The sequence below is a fragment of the Acinetobacter sp. ANC 4558 genome, assembly GCF_002135375.1.
Classification (GTDB): Bacteria; Pseudomonadota; Gammaproteobacteria; order Pseudomonadales; family Moraxellaceae; genus Acinetobacter.
This window is the reverse complement of the sequence record NZ_NEGH01000005.1, coordinates 207,667-226,269: the sequence shown is the minus strand read 5'-3', so window position 1 is coordinate 226,269 and position 18,603 is coordinate 207,667. Positions and strand designations below refer to the sequence as shown.

The 18,603-nt window shown below is 35.0% G+C and carries 13 protein-coding genes and 1 pseudogene; 11 read left to right on the top strand and 3 right to left on the bottom strand.

The features are described 5' to 3' along the window. From B9T31_RS08425 to B9T31_RS08400, 6 genes are all read left to right on the top strand, one after another. The coding region (locus B9T31_RS08425) for a M14 family metallopeptidase (protein ID WP_171264715.1) at positions 1–1,578 on the top strand (1,578 nt) is incomplete at its 5' end. A 19-nt stretch (positions 1,579–1,597) separates the two neighbouring features. Then, positions 1,598–2,353: a hypothetical protein gene (locus B9T31_RS08420; protein WP_086181505.1), complete on the top strand. Its 756-nt coding sequence runs from the start codon at positions 1,598–1,600 to the stop codon at positions 2,351–2,353. A 389-nt stretch (positions 2,354–2,742) separates the two neighbouring features. Then, positions 2,743–5,019 (top strand): acylphosphatase, encoded by a 2,277-nt coding sequence (locus B9T31_RS08415; protein ID WP_086181504.1) that lies wholly within the window; start codon positions 2,743–2,745, stop codon positions 5,017–5,019. Positions 5,020–5,115: 96 nt separating this feature from the next. Continuing rightward, positions 5,116–5,394, top strand: coding sequence for a holin (locus B9T31_RS08410; protein WP_086181503.1), 279 nt, complete (start codon positions 5,116–5,118; stop codon positions 5,392–5,394). Between the two features lie 2 nt (positions 5,395–5,396). Continuing rightward, entirely contained in the window at positions 5,397–5,969 is a 573-nt protein-coding gene (locus B9T31_RS08405; protein WP_086181502.1) for a lysozyme, read from the top strand. Then, positions 5,966–6,475: a hypothetical protein gene (locus tag B9T31_RS08400; protein ID WP_086181501.1), complete on the top strand. Its 510-nt coding sequence runs from the start codon at positions 5,966–5,968 to the stop codon at positions 6,473–6,475. The genes B9T31_RS08405 and B9T31_RS08400 overlap by 4 nt, the downstream gene beginning before the upstream one ends. 147 nt (positions 6,476–6,622) lie before the next feature. Here the strand turns inward: B9T31_RS08400 and B9T31_RS08395 are convergent. Next, a pseudogene (locus B9T31_RS08395) lies at positions 6,623–6,745 on the bottom strand (4-carboxymuconolactone decarboxylase); the annotation flags it as partial. A 119-nt stretch (positions 6,746–6,864) separates the two neighbouring features. Further along, the gene (lipA, locus tag B9T31_RS08390) at positions 6,865–7,878 is read right to left on the bottom strand and encodes a lipoyl synthase (RefSeq protein ID WP_086181500.1); all 1,014 of its coding nucleotides are present in this window, start codon (positions 7,876–7,878) and stop codon (positions 6,865–6,867) included. A 207-nt stretch (positions 7,879–8,085) separates the two neighbouring features. On the opposite strand from lipA, the gene sthA reads away from it, so the two are divergent. The 5 genes from sthA (at position 8,086) to B9T31_RS08360 (ending at position 17,528) form a co-directional block, all read left to right on the top strand. Then, positions 8,086–9,501 carry a Si-specific NAD(P)(+) transhydrogenase gene (gene sthA, locus B9T31_RS08385; protein WP_086181499.1) on the top strand — a complete coding sequence of 472 codons (1,416 nt, stop codon included), beginning with the start codon at positions 8,086–8,088 and terminating at the stop codon, positions 9,499–9,501. A 475-nt stretch (positions 9,502–9,976) separates the two neighbouring features. Beyond that, on the top strand, positions 9,977–10,987 hold the full coding sequence (locus tag B9T31_RS08380; protein ID WP_171264713.1) for a M20/M25/M40 family metallo-hydrolase: 1,011 nt from the start codon (positions 9,977–9,979) through the stop codon (positions 10,985–10,987). A gap of 679 nt (positions 10,988–11,666) precedes the next feature. Further along, a complete protein-coding gene (locus B9T31_RS08370; protein WP_086181496.1) occupies positions 11,667–12,728 on the top strand; it encodes a M20/M25/M40 family metallo-hydrolase in 1,062 nt (353 codons plus the stop codon). Positions 12,729–12,981: 253 nt separating this feature from the next. Continuing rightward, a complete protein-coding gene (gene purL / locus B9T31_RS08365; protein WP_086181495.1) occupies positions 12,982–16,818 on the top strand; it encodes a phosphoribosylformylglycinamidine synthase in 3,837 nt (1,278 codons plus the stop codon). Between the two features lie 395 nt (positions 16,819–17,213). After that, entirely contained in the window at positions 17,214–17,528 is a 315-nt protein-coding gene (locus B9T31_RS08360) for an NGG1p interacting factor NIF3 (protein WP_086181494.1), read from the top strand. Between the two features lie 5 nt (positions 17,529–17,533). Here the strand turns inward: B9T31_RS08360 and B9T31_RS08355 are convergent, their stop codons facing one another. Next, positions 17,534–18,598 carry an AbrB family transcriptional regulator gene (locus B9T31_RS08355; protein WP_086181493.1) on the bottom strand — a complete coding sequence of 355 codons (1,065 nt, stop codon included), beginning with the start codon at positions 18,596–18,598 and terminating at the stop codon, positions 17,534–17,536. Positions 18,599–18,603 lie beyond the last annotated feature (5 nt).

The following is an 18,603-nucleotide window of genomic DNA, read 5'->3' as shown; positions in this document are numbered from 1 at the left end:
CGTGGATTCGCTAATAAGGCTGCACTTGAAAAATACAAACCAAGTATTGAAGGCAGTCTTGCACAGGATATGGAAACCAAGAAGGTTTGGTTATGGGATGGTGCTAAGTGGAATGATACAGGGGCAAGTGATAAGGATTTAGCTATTGCTCATTCTGATGCTGAGATTGCTAAAACGAATACTGCATTAGCAAATGTCAAAGATGAGGTCTCACAAAAAGCAGATGTTTTATTTGATTTCCACACCAAGTCTATTCTGAATGAAAAAACGGTATGGAGTGGTATTGATGAAGTTGGAAACGTATTAGTCGCAATTGATAAGTACGGAAATGTTGTTCCAAACTTTTTATATGATTTTCATACTGAAATAGAAAAACCTAGCTACATACTCGTTGATTTTGACTTCAATATTTTGCAAAAGACAGGGAATGAAAAGGACGAAAATGAAGTCTATATCGATTTCTATACTGTGAAAGATGACTCAATTTTTTTAACAGTAGATCTGAATTTCAATATTTTAAACAGTAATTCAGTTCCTAAAAAAGACGATGAAAGTACAAATCAGATTGATTTTTCTAAACTACAACTCAGCCAAGTTTATCCCAATGATATAACACACGGAGATGTATATCGTAATTTTGACAGTGTCAAAGTTCAAAATAATTATGCTGATGCAATATATCACGCATCCGTTTGGTCACTATTACCCGATCATCAAAGTGTATATAGACTATATGATGGGTTAGTTGCTAAATCATCATCAAAATTAAAATCAGAAGTTTTAGGTGTAGATAGTGATGGAAACGAAATACGAGCATATATCTATACACCTAAAGCACTTCAGTATGGTTCCGACACTCCAGAGGTAAGTTGGGGTAAAGAACTGACCTCACCGCCTAAAATTTTGATTACAACTGGCGTACATGGCAATGAAAAGGATGCAATTCTTCAATTTTATTTGATCATGAAACGAGTTATAGAGACTACATTTGAAGATGAAGACATTGCACTTATTGCACAAACGCAATTAATTATTGTGCCTGTCGTGAACCCTTCAGGTGTAAATTTAAATACACGATATAATGCTAGAAAAATAGATTTAAATCGAAACTCTCCTACAGATTGGTCAAAAAGCGATACCGCTGCTGGCCCTAGACCTTTAAGTGAACCAGAGTCAGTCATCGTTTCGGCACTCCCAGAGCGATTTCCCGATTGTGATTACTATATTGATTTTCATAACTTCAATATTGCAGGTAGTCGTCTTGCATGGTTTGCAACAGCAAAAGAAGAGACATTACCGCTGATTAGAAAAGTGAGCTTGCATATCAATACGGTTATGCGAAGAGACTATATTTTTCCTGCAAGTTGGCCTGTACGTTTATCGATTAATGCAGGAGGAACTTTCGCAAGGCATTGGCAACTTGGCTTAGATAAGCAAGGATTTTTACTTGAAACACCAAGAGAGGAAGTGGGGTCGAATCCTTTCTCTATTTATAAAGTTAGACAACACGGTATCAACGTTATTAAACACGCATTACATGAAATCATTAATTTCAAAATGCTGAATCCAACAATTTAAATTTAATTGGGACAAACACATGAAAATTATCAATCGCTTAACAAGTGCTAATGTTGGTCAGACATCATTAGGCCGTTACAATAGAACTGAAGTAGGTGCTGCAATTGCTCATATTCCACGCTTTGAGGCTTATTATGATGCGGAATATTACATTGCTGGTGCCAAAGAAATATTAAATATGGCTAAAGGTACAATGACAGTATTACCTAACGCCTTTACATCTGTGACAAATGAGCAAGGGCAAAAAGCTGTTGAACGTATATATGTTAATTTAAACAATTCGGTTACGCATTTAGGCGATTTCGATATAGACGTGAATGGATTTTCATTCTTTGTTGTATTGGATCACTACAATGATCAAGATTTAAATACAATACGAGATTTTAGATTAGTACGTAAAGTTTTACAGGATGATTTACCATCATTCCATGCATTATTGAGTAATGTGGGGGCTACAGCTAGATTGAGAAGAACTTCAGATCGAGAAGCTAATTCAGTTTTGACAGCGGCCGTTGACCCTGTTAATAAACCTTCTATCATAGTATTTTCGTACTCGAATGGAGTGGGTTCCATCAATGTTAATGGAAAAGTTACGAGAGGAGCATTCCCTCAGCCAACAAGTGGCTTAAAAGCTGAAGAGTGGGATTGGTTTAGAAATATGAACGGTAAGGCTTATGCATGGGGTGGTTTAAATATAGATTTAGCTCTACCAGAAAACAGTGGTTATTTAGAACAACTGATAACTTTTTATAAAAATAAATACAGCATCGCATAACGTTCAACAACCTCACACCCCGACATTGTTCGGGGTTTTTTATTATGCAGTAACAGATAATGTTGTAATATAAAAATATATTTAAGTGATAAATGCGCTCATTAACTCGAATCGCAGATAAGAAATAGACTTGAAAAATATGAAGATTAGAGCCATCAGTTGAGTTGCTACACATGACTCTACTCTTATTGAAACAGAATGGAATTGAGGGATAAATGATTTATGAAAAAGGTCTATCGTAGTTGTATTGAGAGAGAACTCTAGTTTTTTATTATAAAAATAAACTAAAATTAAACTCTAAAAAATTAAAAATAAGTTATTATTGGTCATTAAAATTTTGTATTTTATTAATTTAATTTTACCATCATAGTATATTCTTAGGATGAATAATGAAAATTTTTTCAGATAGCTTTTGTAATGAGTATTTATTTTTACAGGCATTAAATAATTTTAGGTTTGAAATGCCATATCAAAATTTAGATGAAATTTTTTCTACTAAAAATAATATAAAAATTGAAAAATTTGATGAAAACACATGGAAGATAGAGAATTCAGTATTATATAGAAATAATATTTCAGGACTAATGTATTCTAGTTCATATGTAAAAGACAGAGGAACTATATCTAATCTATTAAATACTAATAGAAAAATATATAATTTAAGTCAGAAAGTTGATGCTATTTGTTATGCTGAGGAATTGCTTAAAAAAGGTAATATAACAGTTAGTCCAGATGACATTACATCAATTTTTTCATTTAAGAATATTTCAGATATAAGTCAGTTTGAAAAAGCATGGAATAAATTAAGCAAATTTAATAAAATATCTGTTGAGGAAACAGCTTCTGAAGATATTCTAAAACTATTTATTATTAAAGGTAAACTTGCGGCTATCTATGGTGTACTACCAGCTTTTATAATTGGTGATGGATTATTATCAATAAATGAGTTAATTGAAAAACAAAATAAAGAAAGAATGAAAAATATTCTATATAAAAATTATAAAATTAAAAATACTAATAATAAAATATCACAGAATCATATTCCAGAAAAAGGTGAAATTATAAAATTAAAAGAAACTACTAAAATATCAAATGGTGCCATTTTGGTTGATTTAACTAATTTTCTGAAAAAAAACTTTAGTGGATTAACTGATACATTTGATAATTATCTAAAAGACATAGATTTTTTAATGCTAACTTGTGTAAGCGATGATTTTAATCAAGGATGGAATTATAAGGGCTTTAAGGTTCGAGAAATTTATCAAAATAAAGCTGATTTTTCAGAATATTTAGCATGTGCTACGGATTTGGTGCAAATAAAGAATCAATTATCTTTTTTTAAGGATAATGAAAATAAAAAAAATAAAAAAAATATTCTAAGTAAAAGTAATATTTTTAATAATTCTAATTTAAGATCTGCTTTGCAAACAGATATTATTAAAGAAGCAGCATACCGAAAAGGTTTAAGAATTTCGCACATTGAGCCTACGGTAATTTCATTAGAACATGAAGAATCAAATACCCAAGTTGTTTTTAATTCAGGTATGACAAGCAAAACTAAAACGTTCATTAGAGAATTCACAAATGATAAATTTAAGTCAAAATCTTTATTAGAAAATTATAATATTAATACACCAAAGGGATTTAAAATATCAATTGATTTTATGGAAGAAGCATGGGAAAAAGCAAAAACGTTTAATTCACCAGTTGTGGTAAAACCATTAGATGGATCAGGAGGGGCTGGTGTCTCAACATATATCTCAACTTTAGATGATTTTAAAGTTGCCTGGAATATTTGTCGAGAAGAGAAAGCAAAAATTGTGCTAGTTGAAGAGTGTGTATCTGGAAATGATTATCGAATAGTTGTGGTAGATAATAAAGTATGTGCTGTTACACAGAGAATTGCAGCCTATATTGTAGGTGATGGAGTTAATAGCATCAGTCAATTAATAGAGTTAAAAGCTGAACACCGAAAGCAAAATCCATTTTTTTCACGTAAAATCTTTAGACCAAATGCGATAATGATTCATTATTTATTACAAAGAGGATTGCATTTAGATTCAATACCTAAGGTTAATGAAAAAATTCAACTGCTAGATGCTGTTAATATTGGGTCGGGTGGTGAAAGTATTGATCAGACTGATAATATTCATCCTGATTGGATTAATATTGCGGTAAATGCTAGAAAAGCTGTGCTTGGACCATATCATGTTGGTTTGGACTTAATGGCCGAGGATATTAGTAAATCACCTCATAAACAAAAATGGTCAATTATTGAAGTAAACACTAATCCTGATTTAGGATTGCAAATTTTTCCAGAAAAGGGATTTCCAAGAGATATAGGAATGTCTTTACTTGATAATATATTTGGCAGTATTAATCCTAATATTAAGACTTACAGCTATAGTGTTTATGGAAAAGTCCAAGGAGTTGGATATAGAAAATGGTTGAAAAAAATTTGTGATTTACGTTCAGTGACTGGTAATGTGCAGAACTCAATAAATAATGTTCATAGAGTGGATATTATAATAAAAGGTCCAGAAGAAACATTAAAAAATGTTATTGAGCAGTGTTATAAAGGTTCACAAAATGCCATTGTAAAAAAAATATGCTTTAGTCAAGAGAATATGAATACAGAATTTAAGGAATTTACGATTCTTAATTAGCTTTAGTATTTAAAAAACTACTGTTTATGTGATTAAATAAACTAGCACACCCCGACATTGTTCGGGGTTTTTTATTGCCTAAAACCAGGAGGAAACATGGATAACCATGAGAAAACGATTCTTACATTAATCATTATCGGAGGGCTGATCGGTATGAGTAAGCTTCTCGTTTCATCTGAAAAAATAACATTTCGAGTTTTAATTGGTCGAACTATTCTAGGATCAGCATCTTCATTAATCGCTGGTCTGGTATTACTTCAAATCCCTGATATTTCACCTCTTGCCTTAATTGGCATCGCCAGTGCATTAGGGATTTTAGGTTCAACCTTTATCGAAGAGTATTTAAAGAAAAATGCTAAAAAGTGGGGTGGGTAACTATGCAAAAAATATTTGATTATCTTCGTAAAATATCAGGTGGCAAGCTCACTCAACAACAAGTGAATGCCACAGATAAACTTATTTCATTCGATCAAAACGCTGTAAATGACATGCTCGGTATCAAAGATCAAATGACTGTTGGTGATTTCGGTATCAATTTGATTTGTGGCTTTGAAGGTAAAAGACTAACCGCCTATGACGATGGTGTGGGAGTCTGGACGATTGGCTTTGGTACCACGGTTTACCCGAATGGCCAGAAAGTTAGAAAAGGGGATAGCTGTACAGAAGATCAAGCCAAACAGTACATGCAGAATGATTTAAAGAAATTTGAACGCACTGTAAATGAAGTGGTCACTGTATCACTCAATCAAAACCAATTCGATGCGCTTGTTTCACTGACTTATAACATTGGATCGGGAGCTTTTGAGAAATCGACCTTACTTAAAAAACTGAATACTGGTGACTATCAAGGTGCAGCGAATCAATTTGATGTGTGGGTCAATGCAGGAGGCAAGCGATTACAAGGCTTAGTGAATCGTCGCGCTAAAGAGAAGGAGTTATTTTTAAAATGAAAATAGCTCTTCAGCAATTTATAGATAAGTTTTACCAAATCATCATTTTAGTTTTGTTAGCCATAATTTTAATTCTTTCAATTTTCAGTGGTACACAGACTTGGCGAGTACAAAGTCTAAAGACGAATTACTCATTACTGAATGCTCAATACAAAACCGAAGTTGCTGAAGCTAAAGCCTTAACCGAACAAGCTAAAGCTGAAGCAAGAACTAAAGAAAAGCAATGGTCAGATAAACTTTTAGAAGCAGAGAGAAATCATAATGCGAAAATGCAAGAAATCATTATTGATGTTAATCGTGCTAAGTCCGCTATTAATGGCATGTCAAAGCAAATCGATAAAGCCACAAGTCGTATGTCCACAGCCTCCAAAGAAACCATTATTGAGTACGCCACTACCAACAGTGACATACTCAAAGAGTGTATCGAACAATATCAATACATGGCAGAACAAGCTGATAAACACGCAGCTGATGCACGGCGATTGAGTGATGCATGGCCTGAATAATTCTAATAAAACCTTAATTTATGTTATAATCTGAATAGCTCAATAAAAGTTACGCCTTAATTTATTGAGCTATTTTTTACGCCATATTTACGCCTAGAATTAATTTGTTTTTATTAATGTTTTGAATAATAACAATTTTTAAAAATAATTAAACCAATCTTGCAACGGTTGAGTAAAGGGCACAGTATTTTCTTGTGCACGCTTTACAAACTGTTCTCCCATTACTTCAGTTCTAACTTTTAATCCATTTTCATAATCTTGTTGTGACATTGTATTTCTCTAAATAAAGTAGTGATTCTTAACCTAAAGAATAAAATGTTGAAATCTATAGATCAATAGTCGTAAAAAAGCCTTCTTATAAGAAGGCTTTTTTATTGGTATAAGAATGATTATGCTTCAATGGTTTGAACAGTAATTTTCTTTGCAGGATCTGCTTTACGACGAACTTGCGGTACTGGTTCACCATAATATTGACGATCTGCAAAATAACTTGAACGCACCATAGGAGCAGACCAAATATTTCGGAAACCAAGCTGACGACCATGTTCAGCATAACGTTCAAATTCTTCTGGTGTTACAAAACGATCAATAGGTGCATGCTGCTTAGATGGCTGCAAATATTGACCAATGGTAACATAATCAACATCATGCGCTCTTAGATCATTCAATAATGAAATGACTTCTTCTTCAGTTTCACCAATGCCGACCATGAGACCACATTTAGTTGGAACATCTGGACAATATTCTTTAAACATTTTGAGAAGATTTAAAGAGTGTTGATAATCTGAGCCTGGACGCATAGCTTTATATAGGCGAGGTACAGTTTCAATATTATGGTTGAATACATCAGGTGGGCATTCAGTCATAATACGAAGAGCGATATCCATACGTCCACGGAAATCTGGTACTAAAATCTCTAATAGCGTTTTCGGGCTAAGTTCACGTGCTTCTTTGATGCAATCTACAAAGTGCTGAGCACCACCATCTGCCAAATCATCACGGTCAACTGAGGTAATGACTGCATATTTCAAACCTAAATTTGAAATTGTTTCTGCCATATGGCGCGGTTCATCAGGATCTAGAGCATTCGGTCGACCATGTGCAACATCACAGAAAGGACAACGGCGTGTACAGATGTCACCCATAATCATAAATGTTGCAGTACCACCACCAAAGCACTCTGGTAAATTTGGACAAGCAGCTTCTTCGCAAACGGTGTGAAGTTTTTGCGCGCGTAGAGTTGTTTTAATACGTTGTACTTCTTCCGGCGCAGACATCTTCACGCGAATCCAGTCTGGTTTGCGTGGTGTTTCAACCGTAGGAATAACTTTTACAGGAATACGTGCAACTTTTTCAGCGCCACGAAGTTTAATGCCCTGTTCAGGTTTACGGTTTTCTAACATATTTAATAATTCCACTGTTTTGGAGGGGAGTTCATTCGTGCATTATTAGATATTATAACTGAGAACAAGAAAAATTGTGAAAATAACGGTATTCATATAAAAAATGTGATTATCACAGAATATATACTAGGTAAATACAGCAAACCCAGATAAATTCAGTCATAATATGCTGAAAATAAGTTGAAAAGATAGGTTAAGGAGCGTTGAATGCCACGTAAAAAAGAGGTCCTTGGAGGAGCTTTCGTAAAGTATGATGCGGTTGTTCTAGGTTCAGGCCCAGCGGGTGAAGGCGCAGCAATGAAACTTGCTAAATCTGGTAAGCGAGTTGCAATTGTAGATATACGTGAACAGCTTGGTGGAAATTGTACGCATGTCGGAACAATTCCAAGTAAAGCATTACGTCAGACGGTCTCTAGCGTTATTCGTTATCAACGTGATCCAATGTTTCAAAAAGTAGGTGAGTGGAAACATTTCACGATGAAACAAGTATTACGTAATGCACATAAAGTGATTCAACAGCAGGTTGAAACACATTCACGTTTTTATGATCGTAATAAAATTGATATTTACCATGGGCGTGCTTATATTCAAGATAAAAATACAATTCTTGTATTTAGTCCTGAAGGGATAAAAGAAACGCTTATTTTTACACAATTAGTGATTGCAACGGGGTCACGTCCATACCGTCCGACAGGACTTGATTTTAATCATCCTCGTGTATTTGATTCAGATAAAATTTTAGATTTAGATTTCTCTATCCGTAAAATTATTATTTATGGTGCAGGAGTTATTGGTTGTGAATATGCATCGATCTTTATTGGTTTAGACCATAAAGTTGATTTAATTAATACTCAACCGAAGTTATTAAGTTATTTAGATGATGAAATTTCAGATGCTTTGTCGTATCACTTACGTGAGCAAGGGGTTTTAATTCGTCATAATGAACAAATTGATCATTTAGAGACTTTTGATGATCATGTTGTTTTATATTTACAAAGTGGCAAGAAAATTAAAGCAGATGCTATTTTGTGGTGTAATGGCCGTTCAGGGAATACCGATGGCTTGGGTCTTGAGAATGTTGGATTAAAGCCGAATAATCGTGGACAATTGGCAGTCAATGATCAATATCAAACTGACGTTGAAAATATTTATGCGGCAGGTGATGTTATTGGTTGGCCATCGCTGGCATCTGCTGCGTATGACCAAGGGCGCTGTGCAGGTGCGAATATGAGTGGCGAAGAAAATGTTGCGCCAGTCACTGATATCCCAACAGGTATTTATACCATTCCAGAAATTTCTTCGATTGGCAAAACTGAACAACAGTTAACTGAAGAAAAAATTCCATATGAAGTTGGACAGTCATCTTTTCGTTATTTGGCAAGAGCACAAATTACGGGTGATACTGTGGGTGAATTAAAAATATTATTTCATAGAGAAACACTTGAGATTTTAGGTGTTCATTGTTTTGGTAATAATGCATCTGAAATTATTCATATTGGTCAAGCTGTTATGAATAGTCCAAATAATACGATCAAGTATTTTGTTGAGACCACCTTTAATTATCCAACAATGGCTGAAGCATACCGTGTTGCAACTTTAAATGGGATGAATCGTTTGTTCTAACGGGTTCATAGCCATGATAAAAAGCTGAGTTATTTAACTCAGCTTTTTATTTTTTAAGAATAATTTTTTACCAATTAAAAAATTAATAAAATAATCATTACTTTTAAGCATGAAATAAATATAAAAATGGTAATTTATATTGGAAAAAATATATGGATTTTTAATAAACTGTATCTTTATTAAATGGTGGTGTTAATTTTTTGTTAATTAGTTGGGATGTGTTTATTATTATTTTATTGATTTGAATTGTTTTTTTATTATTAGGTTAAAACAAGAGTTAACATTTATTTCATATGTTTAGAATTATATTGAATTGCTGGTTTTTTATATTTTATTTAATAGATAGTATTCATTATTTTTTATAATACTATTAATTATACTCTATTCAACATAAAGATAGAGAATTTTTATGTTGAATATTTTTTAATTTAATTTTAAACGGTTTATTGATATGAAAATAATATACAGAATCATCATGATTCCATTATTTACCATATTATTTTTAGTCGGTTGTAAAAATGATGACACACGCGACTTAAAGGCTGCGCCACCAAAAAATCAACCGCTGCAAAAAGATATGGTCTTAAATAGTATTAGCATGAGGAAACATTTAGAAAACATCCAAACAATTGCGATGAGTAATCAGAATAATCGTGCAGTTGGAACAAAAGGTGCACAAGAAACTGCAGAATATATTTTACAGCTTGCGAATAAAGCAGGTTTTAAAACAACAACAATGACATTTAATAATGAAGAACTTCAGGAAGGTAAAAACATTCTTGTTGATATTCCTGGAAAATTAAATAACGCTGTTATTTTAGTCGGTGCTCATTATGATTCAGTACCAGATGGCCCTGGTATTAATGACAATGCAAGTGGCGTTTCTGTTTTACTGGAATTTATGAATCAACTGAGTTTATTAAAAGAACCTCCAAAATATACCATACGATTAGCATTTTGGGATTCTGAAGAGACAGGTGCGGTGGGTTCTAAAAATTATGTATCTAAGCTTAATACAGCACAATTACAAGAAATCAAAACATATATTAATTTAGATATGGTTGGAACAGGATCACCGACTGCAACAGTAATTGATGCAGATAAAACGTCGCAAACAGCATTAGCCACCAAACTTAGAAATGAAAAGAAGTCAGAGGAGGAAATAGCAGAGGAAATTCAAAAAGTTCTGGCAATTCCATCTTTACCTGAAGATTTGCAATATGAAGTTGTGATGAAGACATTTTATCAATCTAAAAAACAACCTTTTTATGAAGATTTGACCCTTATACCCTCGACAGATACAAGAGCATTTGCAGGAAAAGTACCTGTGGCAGCCATTGAAATGCTGAATGAAAATAATGGAACTGATCGATTTGCACCTTGTTACCATCGGATTTGCGACACAATTGATTTAATTGATTCGCGAACTTTAGAACTATCTGGACAAGCACTTATACATTTAATTCAGACCATTGAAAAAAAATAAAGTGATGAGATTGGTAAGTAATAAAAGTGCATTTATTTAGTAAATAAGTTGTCTTTTAAATTTGATTTAAGAACGGTTTCAGTGAGATTTTTATGAAAAAACTATATCGCATGATACTCATTCCAACCATTGTTATATTCATTCTCACTGGTTGTAAAGATAAAAAGTTATTACCTTCTCCCAATATCCCCCATAACTAAAATAGAGCCCAAATCAGCTTTAGCTTTTAATCGACAAAGAGAGCTGAATATGATGAATCATTTAAAAGAAATTCCTACGCATATTGGAGATGCCGCACTGAAATCAAGTTTAAAAGCATTTTTTTCAAAGAGAAAAATCTAAATGGTGGATACATTGCCATGATTAAAAATACTGATAGCGGAGCGTTTATCAGTGATGTCTCTGTTGTTGGGTTTAGGTTGGTTAATAATACGTTGAATCTTGCAGGTCAAAGTGAGTTAGCAATCTGTTATCAAAGATCCTGCGACGCAATAGAGTTGATCGATCCTCGTTCATTAACATTTGCTGGTCATGCGATTGTACATCTAATCAAACATATAGAATTTCAATAAACATTTAAAAGTAAATTTAGTTTTTGTTAGGTGGGTGAATTTGGAGATTAAATGAATTCACTTTCTATTTTATTGATGAAATATCAAACGGTTCATTAAGGATAAATATGAAACTTATATATCAATATACTGCAATTTCATTCATCATTGCATTCGCTTTAGTCGGTTGTAATGATGAAAACAAAAATGAGAAGAAAGGATCAGTTCCACAACCCCAAGTACAGCTACAGCAGAAAGAAATCATTATTAATGAGCATAATATGGTACAGCATTTAAGCGAGTTTCAATCGATTGCAATGCAAAATGGTGGAAATCGTGCTGTAGGAAGTGCAGGTGGTCAAGCGAGTGCCAAATATATTATTGACCAAGCCAATAAAGTTGGTTTTCGTTATCAGGCAACTGAATTCAAAACTGAAGAAAATCAAACTGGAAAAAATATTGTGGTGGAAATTCCAGGTAAATTGAATGGTTCAGTCGTGCTGATTGGAGCACATTATGACTCTGTGAAGAAAGGACCAGGCATCAATGATAATGCTAGCGGTGTTTCCGTTCTTTTAGAATTAATGACACAATTTAGTCAGAAAAAAATACAGCCAAATCATACTATTCGATTGGCATTTTGGGATGCTGAAGAAACTGGACTAGAAGGTGCGAAGGCATATGTGAGTAAGTTGAGCGAAGCTCAACTTAAACAAATTAATACTTATATTAATGTGGATATGATCGGTGCAAGAAATCCAATTGCGATGCTTCCAAAAGTTGATAAAGCAGCAATGTTAAAAGAAGAAGAGGAAAAATTACGTAATTCCGCACGTCAGGGTAATCAGATGACTGAGGATGAAATTCAGGCTTTTCTTGATAAAATACGAGAAATTCCAATACATCCAAATGATCTTGCTATAAATAAAAGTCTGGAAGCGTTTTTGAAAAGCCAAAAACTGATGGTGGAAAAAACTCTTGTGGTCAATACCAGAACAGATATGGCCGCATTTGCAGGAAAAGTACCAGTAACTGGATTTGTTTTCCGTAGTAGTACTCCTGGAGAAGAGGAATTTATACCTTGCTACCATAAACTATGTGATACAAGAGAGTTGATTGATCCTAAATCGTTGGGCATTTCAGGCAAAGCAGTTGTTCATCTGTTAAAGAATCTTAAAACATTATCATAATATTGAGGGATTCCTGAGAAGAATGTATTTCTTTTAAAATTATTTATTAAAGTACTTATGATGGTTGAGTTCTTCATAAGTCTTTAATTTTTTATCATAAAAAAGCAGTTTTAAAAGAATTTTTTATTGGGTTTATAAGGATAAATCTGTTTTTCCATCTAGCCGATTTTTTTAATTCACAGTAGAATACGCACTCTCTTCAAAGTCACATTGTGGCATGGTTTTAAGACCATCCCGTGGAGCCAAAATCAGCATGTTTATCGTGGCCGGTGCACCTGCACATTCTTCTTTTAAGAAAACTCAACTATTAACACGCTTATCGTCCATTAGTTCAGTTCAATCTATAGAAAGCCAATGGGTCTATCTGTTTAATCAAGCGCTTAACGAGCAGCAGCAACAATCTGCTTTACAGCTTTTAAATGATGGACAGTCTTACGAGCTGCGCCAAGCTGCAAGTGATGAAGTTCAGATTTTAGTCACCCCCCGAATAGGAACAATATCACCGTGGTCATCGAAAGCCACAGATATTTTTGCTAACTGTAATACACCGGTTCAACATCTAGAACGCGGTGTTTTGTTCACTTTAAAGGGTGTAAAAAATATCTCTCATGAAGTGAAGCTTGCACTTCACGATCGGATGACAGAAAGTGTTTTCAATCATTTTGATGAAGCATCTGTTTTATTTACTGAAACCGATCCAAAACCTTTAAATAGCATTGATATCTTAGGTCAAGGTAAAGATGCGTTAGTGAAGGCAAACTCTGAGTTTGGTTTTGCATTGTCTGAACAAGAAATTGATTATTTGACTGAAGCATTTATTAAGCTTGGTCGTAATCCTCACGATATTGAGTTGATGATGTTTGCACAGGCAAACTCTGAACACTGTCGTCATAAGATTTTTGGTTCTGAATGGACGATTGATGGGGAAGTTCAACCTTTATCATTGTTCCAAATGATTAAAAATACCTATAAAGAATCTCCTACAGATGTGTTATCAGCATATAAAGATAATGCTTCAGTGATTGTCGGTTTTGATACACAGCGTTTTTATCCAAAGAAAGATGCAGAAACTGGGCATTATATTTATAAATATAAGAGTCAAGCTGCTCATATCTTGATGAAAGTAGAAACGCATAACCATCCAACAGCAATTGCACCATTTGCAGGTGCAGCAACAGGTTCTGGTGGTGAAATTCGTGATGAAGGCGCGACAGGTCGTGGTGGTAAACCAAAAGCAGGTTTAACAGGCTTTACCGTGTCTAACTTAAATATTCCAGGGTTTGAACAGCCTTGGGAAGAAAATTATGGTAAACCATCTCGTATGGCTTCACCACTTCAAATTATGATTGAAGGGCCATTGGGTGGGGCAGCATTTAACAACGAATTTGGTCGTCCTGCATTAAATGGTTATTTCCGTACATTTGAACAAAATGTTAATGGTGATGTTAAAGGTTTTCATAAGCCGATTATGATTGCGGGCGGTTATGGAAATATTCGTCCAGATCATGTTGAAAAAGATGCGATTCAACCAGGGGATCTACTCATCGTTCTGGGTGGACCTGCCATGCTCATCGGTTTAGGTGGTGGCGCTGCTTCATCTGTTGATAGTGGTACGATGGGGGAAAATCTTGATTTTGCTTCTGTACAGCGTGAAAATCCAGAAATGGAACGTCGTTGCCAAGAAGTTATTGATACTTGCTGGCGCATGGAAGATTATAACCCGATTGTCTCTGTGCATGATGTTGGTGCAGGTGGTGTTTCTAATGCGATGCCTGAACTTGTAAATGATCATGAACTTGGTGCAATCCTTGATCTTCGTAAAATTCCATCTTTAGAGCCTGGCATGTCTCCAATGGAGATTTGGTCAAACGAAGCACAAGAACGCTATGTTTTAGCGATTCGTCCAAGTTCATTAGAATTATTTGAATCGATTTGTGCACGTGAACGTTGTCCATTTGCAGTACTCGGTGAAGCAACAGAAGCACGTCATTTAACGGTTGAAGACCCATTATTTGAGAACAAAGCTGTAGATATGCCAATGCAGGTGATGCTTGGCGGTACACCACGCATGAGCCGTTCATATGAAAGTATTGAGCGTCAAGGTGATGATTTTACAGCTGAAAAAGTAACTGATTTAACGGATGCAATTTATCGTGTACTTAAAAATCCAACAGTTGCTTCTAAATCATTCTTAATTACTATTGGTGACCGTTCAATTACGGGGATGGTTGCACGTGATCAGTTTGTAGGCCCTTGGCAAGTTCCTGTGGCTGACGCTGCTGTAACAACAACAAGTTTACAAGGCTTTACTGGTGAAGCAATGGCAATGGGGGAACGTCCACCCGTTGCATTGTTAAATCCTGCGGCGTCTGCTCGCTTATCTGTTGCAGAATCTATTTCAAATATTATGTCTGCCAAAATTGACCAAATCAGTGACATTAAATTGTCTGCAAACTGGATGGCAGCGGCAGGTCAAAAAGGGGAAGATCAAGCCCTATTTGAAGGTGTAAAAGCCATTGGAATGGAAATGTGTCCTGCACTAGGTATTGCAATACCTGTAGGTAAGGATTCATTGTCTATGCGCACTACATGGAATGATGAAGGCGTCGATAAATCGGTAACGTCTCCTATGTCGGGTGTAATTACCGCATTTGCACCAGTAACTGATGTGCGTAAAACGTTAACACCTGAATTGAAAAATGAAGAATCAGTACTTGTACGGATTGATTTATCTAAAGGTCAGTTCCGTTTAGGTGGTTCAATCTTAGCGCAAGTTTATAAAGCCATTGGTTCTGTAACACCTGATGTTGATAGTTTTGATGACTTTAAAGCATTCTTTGCATTGGTTCAAAACTGGAATGAACGTGGTTTGATTCAAGCTTATCATGACATTGGGGATGGTGGTTTGTTGGCAACCGTTGCCGAAATGATGTTTGCTTCGCGTTTAGGTGTTGCTTTAGAAGATCAATCTGTGGCGGCATTATTTGCTGAAGAAATTGGTGCAGTCTTGCAAATTAGTCAAGTGGACTGGGCGATACTTGAAACTGAAGTTGCTGCATCTTGCTTAAAAGATACAATTTCTGTTGTTGGAACTGTAAATGATACAGATCAACTTACCATCAATGGTTTAGTGTTTGAGCGTGCAGATTTACAAGTTGCTTGGACTGAAGTTTCACATCAAATCCAACGTTTACGAGATAATGTAGAAACAGCTGATCAAGAGTTTTCATTAATTACGAATCAAACACATACTGGATTAATTGCTCAGCCAACTTTTGATTTGAATGAGCCAATTGAAGCACCGTATATTAATGAGCGTCGTCCAAATATGGTTATTTTACGTGAGCAAGGCGTAAATGGTCATGTTGAAATGGCAGCAGCATTTGATAAAGTCGGTTTCAATACTGTTGATGTTCACATGAGTGATTTATTGGCAGGTCGTGTGATTTTAGATGACTTTGAAGGTTTAGTTGCATGCGGTGGCTTCTCTTATGGAGATGTTCTTGGAGCAGGTGGTGGCTGGGCAAAGTCAGTGTTGTTTAACCCAAAATTACGTGATCAGTTTGAGAAATTCTTTAATCGTCAAGAAACATTCTCTTTAGGGATTTGTAATGGTTGCCAAATGTTGTCGCAATTAGCACCATTAATTCCTGGTGCAGAACATTGGCCACGTTTCCATCGTAATACATCTGAAGTATTTGAAGCGCGTAGTGTCAATGTACGTGTTGAAAAAACCAACTCAGTTTTATTAGAGGCAATGGAAGGATCAATTCTTCCTATTGCTGTAGCACATGGGGAAGGACGTGTTGTTGCAAGCACAGAGAGTCTTTCGGCTTTAAATGCAGAACATCAAGTAATAATGCGTTATGTGGATAGCTTAGGTCATCCAACACAGCACTATCCATTAAATCCGAATGGTTCACCAGAAGCGATTTCAGGTGTAACATCGAAAGATGGTCGTGCAACCATTATGATGCCGCATCCTGAACGTAATTTCCGTGCTGTTCAGCATTCTTGGAAACCTGAAGATTGGACGGAAGATGGGGCATGGTTACGTATGTTCCGTAATGCACGTAAGTTTATCGGTTAATTACTCTTGAATCTAAAAAGCCCTTTAAAAGGGCTTTTTTATTGCCTTGTTCTTTGGTTTGATTTCACCTTTAACAAAGTTAAAATAATGAGTTAATTTAGAAGATTGAAGTACATTATCGCTTGATCCATACATTTGAATTTTCAATAATGCCATTCAATGCAACCAGCTAAACATATTAAATTCATTCTTATATAGGAATGGGTGAAATTCTTGAAATATTGATCTGTGGTGAAAGTAGGATAAATATTTATTTTTAGATAATATATTTTAGTGTTTCACAATAAAATAGACGTGTTTATACGATTTTGCTCTTTAAAATAATGAAAGAAGAGTCGGACTATTGATATACGTTAATATTGTGAGCAAATAATTAAAAAGAAGTGAGTAGGACAATGTTAAAGCTGATTTATTATGTTCCAGAGTCTCATCTTGAAATCACCAAAAGTGCGATTTTTGCAGCTGGTGCTGGAGGAATGGGTCATTATGAAAATTGTGCATGGCAAGTTTTAGGGCTTGGACAATTTAAACCTGTCAAAGATGCCAATCCATTTCTAGGTGAATTAAATGTTTTAGCGCAGATTTCTGAATGGAGAGTTGAGACGATTGTTGCAGAACATCATGTCAAAAGCGTGATTCAAGCGCTCAAAAGTAGCCATCCTTATGAGGAGCCTGCATTTGAGCTCTTCCAGATGATTGAAATCAATTAATGCATTTACTTCTTTCGATGTTCAATTTGATGAATTTGAACCTTAAACTTCTTACTTATCATTTTATATAAGGGACCAATACTACTCATCACACCAATCATTCTGACCACATGAAAAGCAGTAACGAGAGGAACACCGAGTTGTAAGACTTTTGCTGTTAGTGTCATTTCTGCGACTCCACCAGGAGATAATCCTAAAAGAAGCGTTGGAAGCGGAATTTGTGTAAAGAAAACTAAAACATAGGCGGTTAGTAATGCTAAGCCAATGGTCAATAAATTACTTAACGCGACCACTGTTAAAAATTGTGGTGCTGATTTAAAGAAGTAAGCATTAAATTTGTTGCCTAATGACCAGCCCAGTAAAATTTGACCTAAATGTAAGATTGAAGGTGGGATTGCTGAAAGGTGAATACTATTTGCTGTTAACAAAACTGCAACCAGTAGAGGCCCAAAAACCCACGGATTTGGGAGTTTTAGTTTCTTAAAAATAAAACAACCAAGAAAACAAAGGAGTATTAATCCAGTAAAATTAAGCCAATTAATTTCTACAGCTTTTGTAATGATGGAGGTATCTAGACCATGCCATCCCATAAATTTATACAAAAATGGAATAAGAATCACCACAAGGAGTACACGAAGTGTATGTGCAGATGCTACTTTATCTAACTGTGCTGAATAATGTTCGGCTAAATGAGTCATTTCACTTGCACCACCAATGGCAGATGCAAACCATGCTGTTTTAAAATCAACCTGTCCCCATTTAAGCAAAATAGAGGCAGAAAGTGCACCAGCAAGTAAAGAAAAAACGAAGCCTAATAATAAAATTTGCCAATGCTCAAAAACTAGACTAATCATCGGTGGACTAAAATAAAGACCAAGAGATAAGCCAATAATGAGTAAGCCTAATTGGCGTGCGGATTGGTGACATTCAATTGGGGCGCGATTGATTTTTAAAATTGCAGTAATTAAGAGAGGGCCTAATAACCACGGTAATGGGAGTTGTAATTTTTGTGCTAAAAGAGCACCACACAAAGCAAAGCAGAAGCTATAGAAATATTTAAAATATATCACTGTAT